10 protein-coding genes are annotated in these 4,888 nt (G+C 45.6%); 1 reads left to right on the top strand and 9 read right to left on the bottom strand.

Annotated elements, in window-relative coordinates:
- Positions 1 to 714 precede the first annotated feature (714 nt).
- Together HBN63_RS21345 and HBN63_RS21340 are read right to left on the bottom strand one after the other, a co-directional pair.
- Complete coding sequence (locus HBN63_RS21345) at positions 715 to 1,059, bottom strand: hypothetical protein (protein ID WP_170050811.1); 345 nt, start codon at positions 1,057 to 1,059, stop codon at positions 715 to 717.
- 201 nt (positions 1,060 to 1,260) lie between these two features.
- Positions 1,261 to 1,434, bottom strand: a complete 174-nt coding sequence (locus tag HBN63_RS21340; protein ID WP_170050810.1) for a hypothetical protein — start codon at positions 1,432 to 1,434, stop codon at positions 1,261 to 1,263.
- A gap of 589 nt (positions 1,435 to 2,023) precedes the next feature.
- On the opposite strand from HBN63_RS21340, the gene HBN63_RS21335 reads away from it, so the two are divergent.
- Positions 2,024 to 2,239: a hypothetical protein gene (locus HBN63_RS21335; protein WP_170050809.1), complete on the top strand. Its 216-nt coding sequence runs from the start codon at positions 2,024 to 2,026 to the stop codon at positions 2,237 to 2,239.
- Positions 2,240 to 2,577: 338 nt separating this feature from the next.
- Here HBN63_RS21335 and HBN63_RS21330 read toward each other — a convergent pair whose 3' ends face one another.
- Genes HBN63_RS21330 through HBN63_RS21300 form a run of 7 tightly spaced genes read right to left on the bottom strand, consistent with a single transcriptional unit; the run spans position 2,578 to position 4,536 of the window.
- On the bottom strand, positions 2,578 to 2,874 hold the full coding sequence (locus HBN63_RS21330; protein ID WP_170050808.1) for a hypothetical protein: 297 nt from the start codon (positions 2,872 to 2,874) through the stop codon (positions 2,578 to 2,580).
- Positions 2,875 to 2,888: 14 nt separating this feature from the next.
- Positions 2,889 to 3,161 carry a hypothetical protein gene (locus HBN63_RS21325; RefSeq protein WP_170050807.1) on the bottom strand — a complete coding sequence of 91 codons (273 nt, stop codon included), beginning with the start codon at positions 3,159 to 3,161 and terminating at the stop codon, positions 2,889 to 2,891.
- Between the two features lie 3 nt (positions 3,162 to 3,164).
- Positions 3,165 to 3,413: a hypothetical protein gene (locus tag HBN63_RS21320; RefSeq protein ID WP_170050806.1), complete on the bottom strand. Its 249-nt coding sequence runs from the start codon at positions 3,411 to 3,413 to the stop codon at positions 3,165 to 3,167.
- On the bottom strand, positions 3,410 to 3,736 hold the full coding sequence (locus HBN63_RS21315) for a hypothetical protein (protein WP_170050805.1): 327 nt from the start codon (positions 3,734 to 3,736) through the stop codon (positions 3,410 to 3,412). The genes HBN63_RS21320 and HBN63_RS21315 overlap by 4 nt, the downstream gene beginning before the upstream one ends.
- Positions 3,733 to 3,996 (bottom strand): hypothetical protein, encoded by a 264-nt coding sequence (locus HBN63_RS21310; protein WP_170050804.1) that lies wholly within the window; start codon positions 3,994 to 3,996, stop codon positions 3,733 to 3,735. The genes HBN63_RS21315 and HBN63_RS21310 overlap by 4 nt, the downstream gene beginning before the upstream one ends.
- Entirely contained in the window at positions 3,993 to 4,235 is a 243-nt protein-coding gene (locus tag HBN63_RS21305; RefSeq protein ID WP_170050803.1) for a hypothetical protein, read from the bottom strand. Before HBN63_RS21305 ends, HBN63_RS21310 begins: the two co-directional genes overlap by 4 nt.
- The gene (locus HBN63_RS21300; RefSeq protein WP_170050802.1) at positions 4,222 to 4,536 is read right to left on the bottom strand and encodes a hypothetical protein; all 315 of its coding nucleotides are present in this window, start codon (positions 4,534 to 4,536) and stop codon (positions 4,222 to 4,224) included. The genes HBN63_RS21305 and HBN63_RS21300 overlap by 14 nt, the downstream gene beginning before the upstream one ends.
- Positions 4,537 to 4,888 lie beyond the last annotated feature (352 nt).

The following is a 4,888-nucleotide window of genomic DNA, read 5'->3' as shown; positions in this document are numbered from 1 at the left end:
AGCGGCAACATCAGGAACTGGGTGCTGGCACCAATCGTGTGCCTGAACCCGGAGCGGGAAGCGGTACTGCAGCAAACATCAAAGGCAGCGTGACACGCTCACGCGACAACTACCTTGAAAATCGCCGAGAAAAGCAAAGCCCGTAAGAGCTGAGCGAAATGATGTAATTACCCACGTTAGTGGGGATGTTGTTCTCTGCCGTTTAGGCAGTTTAGAGAAAAGTAACGCCCGTAAAGCTGAGTAAGCTTTACACCGTTCCCTTGTGGAGCTTCTGCCATGTAGGCAGTTTACAGAAAAGCAAAGCCCGTAAGAGCTGAGCAATCTGTACAGCGTCCCCTCGGGGAACCTCTGCCGTATAGGTAGTTGGAAGCTAGACGTACGACAAAGCCGCCTTCGGGCGGTTTTGTCGTTGTGCGCCAGGCATGGCGCGTTGCGCGCAAGCGCAGATTCGGGAAGTCTTTTTTTCCCTAAGTAAACTGTAGAATTGTAGGGCATCTAATCCTGTGTACGAATTGCTGCTTCATGTTTGCCGACAAATGTATTGAGCGTTCGCTGCTTCGTTCATATAACCCTATAGCAGAGCAAAGAGGGCTGGTATCGGGGGGAATTCCTTTTGGTTACACTAGGCGCGCGGCTTGCGCCAAATTGCGCGATTCTATCAGCACGACAAACTAAGCCCTAGCTTCAGCAATAAGTATTTGACCGAAACTCATTTTACGTGAATACGCCATGAGTGCCTGGGCGGACGCAGGTGCTTTTGGCATTTTTATCAGAACATGCGCGTAACAGTGCATTCTTTAGTGAGCTTGCAAACTCAAATGGAAACATGATCTTGAAGTTGTTGGAGCCAATGCCCGTCGAGACCTTGACATAACGAGAGTAACGCATAATCCAAGATATATTTTTTGAGCTCAAACCAAGCTGTGCGCGTGAGTGCCCGAGTCCTTTAATTGTTGTAGTTTGAAACTTGGCGTCAGTGGCTTTAATGATTTCGATGACTGCTGCTTCACCGAGGACTTTGCGTGCAGTATTAAATAGGTTGTTGAGTTGTACGTTCATGATAGCTATCTCTTATTATGTTCTGAATTATCTTGAGTCAGTAAGTATATTATCTCCTTCATCCTTGCGGCTGTATACGTTGACACTTAACTGGTTTTTGGTATGTTCGGCTTTTTTGCTAAAGACAATTAGATAAAATTAGGCGGGTATTAAGTTTGTGGCATTTGAAAAGGGCCAGCAGGCCCTTGGTATGTTATGAGGTTACACTTCTACCCAGCCACCATCCGCGTCAAGCACTACTTCCACCAGGCTCTTTAGCTGGTCTTTGGCACTTGTTTCTTCCGTGCAAAAATTTACCGAATCTGCTTCCCAGTTTTCCATGGTATCTACGCTGCCAGTTCCCAAATTCATGTACATTGAGTTGTTGTTATTCATGGTCTTGCTCTCTTTTTGTCGCTGATCTCTTCTTGAGTCAGTAAACATATTATCTCTTTCATCCTGTCATAAGTAAATGTTGACGAGCGACCAATTTCAGGTATGTTTTGGAATATTTTCATAGGTATTTAACGTGTGTGTTAAATCCGTGGTTGCCGTCAAAAAGAATTGGGGAGTTAGTGCGTTAGGTGTATTAAGCAATATGGTTTTTTTCAGATAAATGCCAAAAATAACGGTAATCCGCCCATTTTTAGTACAGGCCATAAGTAGAGATCAGGCCGCGAGGGCAAACTTCTTTTTGGGGGTGATGCCTCACTATGCAACATGCATCACCTTCATTATTATTGTTATATATGCATGCTATCTAAATGAGCTATAATCAAAAAAACAATATAATCTCCAACATATCGAAAGCCAATTTAATGTCAAGTATGAGGCCGGCGCATGGGCAGATACAGGCACAAGAAAATTGAGCTATTGCCGGCTCCATCATTAACTTATCAAGTAACTTTAAAATGACTTTTGAAGATTAATTCTCTTGGCATTGCTGATCTAATCAACTCAAGGCGGCACAAAACGGAGCGTGGTAATGAGCAATAAAGCAAAATCACCACTTCCTTTGCCGCCAAATTTCGCACTTGATCCGGTTTTAATGGCTGAGTTGCAGCAAGATTTCAGGGCGATGGCAGTTAATCCCGATGCTGATATCCTGCCGCTGCCCATGCCTTTGTATGTAAGTCTGGTCAAATCCAGACCGGATAACGGCGATGAGCTTGAGTTTTTGAACTTGGATGGCTTGCTGTAGGCTTGGGTTTGGGTGTTGTTTGAGGCCAAAAAGGTTTGTGCTCAAAATGAAACGAGGGCATTTTAGGGTGTGTTTATTGTGAGCGCAGAGGGAATTGATGTTGTTTCGTACTTCAAGTCATTGCCGTCAGAGCTTATGACGGAAGAAGTGTGCCTTCATTGTCTGAGCCTTGACTGGTACGTGATCAAGCACATTCCGCACTCAAAACAGACGACGGCGATGCAGGTTATGGCCTTAAAAGCCTGTGCGGATGCGGTATTTTACATCCCAGAAGATGACCTAGATTCCGTTATTGAGTGTGTGGCGGAATTAAAATAAGTTAATTTGATCGCAAAAAGCTACATTCCCAGGTCATTTTCAAGCTGAAATCTGGCGTATTTACGGAGATGTTGGCGTGATGGATCTTGCTTGTATCGCTCTCCCAGCTTAATAGAGACCGCTGTATTGGTTGCTTTAGAACATATAATGGCTCTGAGAATACCAACTCTTGAGATAACAAAACTAATGCTGGGCTCCCCAAAGCGAGTGAGAATTTCCAGTCTAGTAACGCAAAATTCATTTCTGAAATCATCTACAGCGCGAATTCGTTTTTTCTTGATGGCTTCCCACTGTCCTAGCCAGTCGATTTCGCTCATGATTTTCCCACCGTTTAAATGCCCATGTCCTGTTCAAGCTGAAATCTGGCGTATTTCCTCAGGTGTTCGCGTGATGGATCTTCTTTATAGCGCTCCCCAAGCCTGAGCGTGAGCGCTTTTTCGATTTCGGGAGACGTAGTAAGAGCCCTAAAAAGCCCTTCATCTGAGACGATATGAGACCTCCCAGATTCGCCATACTTCTTTACAATGCTCCACTTCGTTACGCAGAATTCGCTGACGTAGTCAGCAACTACTTGAAGCCTGTACTCCTGAACACTCTGGCTCATGCCTTACATTCCCATATCCAGCTCAAGTTTCATTGCCAAATACTTTTTTAGATGTATTTTAGACTGATTTTCAACGTAGAAATCAGAGAGAAATACGATTAATCGGCGCAAGAACTCCATGTCCAATACTGTGCCCTGGCCTGGAATGTCGCTTTTGATCTCAGGCCTTAGAATTAAAACTAGCTCATTAACGTCTAAATCAAATTCTGCCTTGGCATCTTCGACCGCATCAAAAAGCCGAGCAAGGATCAAACTCTCAGCTCCGCTCGCACCAGCTGCTCCTTGTACTTATCTCTCAGCCCGTCATCATGTCCGTAATACACGATCTGGCGCAGGTACGAGAGCAAATTGCTGTAGGAAATGACGGAATAAATGTCCTCCCCGCTATCGTTAAGCATGTAGGAAATTGCTAGGTCGCCTTTCTCGATTTTTGCGATCAAAACATAGGCATCTCGGTGCGTCAGCATTGGCAGATAGTCCGAAAGTAGCGCGGTCATGTAATCAATGCGGTCTCGGATTTCTGGGTTTTGCCGGCAGCGGGTGAGCCTGAAGATGTCGGTTGTGTGCAGAGTCATAGGCCGATATCCATATCCAATTTCATTTTGATGTACTTTTTAAGGTGTTTTTGTTCCGGGTTTTTTATGTATCTATCAGCAAGTATGTTTACTACTCTCCTTAAAACTTCACCTTTCAGAAGCATCCCTCTGCCGTCAGGCAGAACCCCATCGTCGTCAAAGGCCTCCTGCGCAATCCCGGCTTTCATCGCGAGCTCAAAAATTCTCAAGTCAATGTCAGCTCTAACAGATGCAATTGCTTCGATGAGTTGATCGCTCATAAGCCCATGTCCTTTCCTAGTTGCCATTTCATGTGCTTTTGTAGGTGCTTTTTAGCCGGATTTCGAATGTATTCATCACATAATTCCTGCCGCATAACGTCTTCCTGACTCAGTTCTTCGCTCAAAAACGTAAGGGATAAGTACCTTTCCGTGCCAAATTCAAGCACATATTCGGCTAATAGGATATCCAGCTCCGTTAGCCTGAGTTCTGCTGTGGTCATGAGCTTAGGCAGCTTCATGGATATTGATCCGGATAATGTCGCCAAGGCGGTCTTCATACTTCTTAAGCCATGTTTTCGACTCGTATTTCCAATAAATTTTGCACAACGCAATGGTTAAATTTGCCCGCAATTCTGAGGATTCCAGGACGAATCTCATGGCTTCTGAGTTGTTTTTAGCTGTGTGATAGATAACGAAGTGATCCATCATCTCCATCGCCGACATTCTCAGCTCACGCTTGGCGTCTTGATACGCCTCAAAGCACAGCCCGCTTTCACGCTGCTCACCGGCACGAACGGCTTCAATAATTTTATGGCGCATGGCTAGATCCCAAGGTCTTTTTGAAGTCGCTGTCGCAAGTATCGACGCAGATATCTCTTGTCAGTCCTACGTCTGTACTCTTCCGAAAGCCGCTCGATCACATCTTCATATGTCTTTGCAGACTCAATCTCACCGAACTCGATAATGTAATGCTCGCACGCAGGCACCCATTCTTTGCTATATCCGCAGTCAAATCCTCGAAGAAACCGATCTTTGAAAAAATGGATGCGGATTCCACGCCATCCGGCCACCCAGTCCGCTCTCATCTGGCCAGGCATTCCAGGGCCATCTGGCCACCTGTTCCACGGCCATCCGGCCGGGCAGTCGGAGCGCAGCGACGCAGGGGTGGCAT

Source organism: Pseudomonas sp. WS 5011 (assembly GCF_012985775.1).
In the GTDB taxonomy this organism is placed as follows: Bacteria; Pseudomonadota; Gammaproteobacteria; order Pseudomonadales; family Pseudomonadaceae; genus Aquipseudomonas; species Aquipseudomonas peli.
This window is presented reverse-complemented; position numbering and strand designations above follow the sequence as displayed.

What these genes read in the sequence shown, in the direction of transcription:
- HBN63_RS21345 (WP_170050811.1), bottom strand. Translation starts at nt 1,059, where the DNA reads ATGAACGTACAACTCAACAACCTATTTAATACTGCACGCAAAGTCCTC.
- HBN63_RS21340 (WP_170050810.1), bottom strand. Translation starts at nt 1,434, where the DNA reads ATGAATAACAACAACTCAATGTACATGAATTTGGGAACTGGCAGCGTA.
- HBN63_RS21335 (WP_170050809.1), top strand. Translation starts at nt 2,024, where the DNA reads ATGAGCAATAAAGCAAAATCACCACTTCCTTTGCCGCCAAATTTCGCA.
- HBN63_RS21330 (WP_170050808.1), bottom strand. Translation starts at nt 2,874, where the DNA reads ATGAGCGAAATCGACTGGCTAGGACAGTGGGAAGCCATCAAGAAAAAA.
- HBN63_RS21325 (WP_170050807.1), bottom strand. Translation starts at nt 3,161, where the DNA reads ATGAGCCAGAGTGTTCAGGAGTACAGGCTTCAAGTAGTTGCTGACTAC.
- HBN63_RS21315 (WP_170050805.1), bottom strand. Translation starts at nt 3,736, where the DNA reads ATGACTCTGCACACAACCGACATCTTCAGGCTCACCCGCTGCCGGCAA.
- HBN63_RS21310 (WP_170050804.1), bottom strand. Translation starts at nt 3,996, where the DNA reads ATGAGCGATCAACTCATCGAAGCAATTGCATCTGTTAGAGCTGACATT.
- HBN63_RS21305 (WP_170050803.1), bottom strand. Translation starts at nt 4,235, where the DNA reads ATGAAGCTGCCTAAGCTCATGACCACAGCAGAACTCAGGCTAACGGAG.
- HBN63_RS21300 (WP_170050802.1), bottom strand. Translation starts at nt 4,536, where the DNA reads ATGCGCCATAAAATTATTGAAGCCGTTCGTGCCGGTGAGCAGCGTGAA.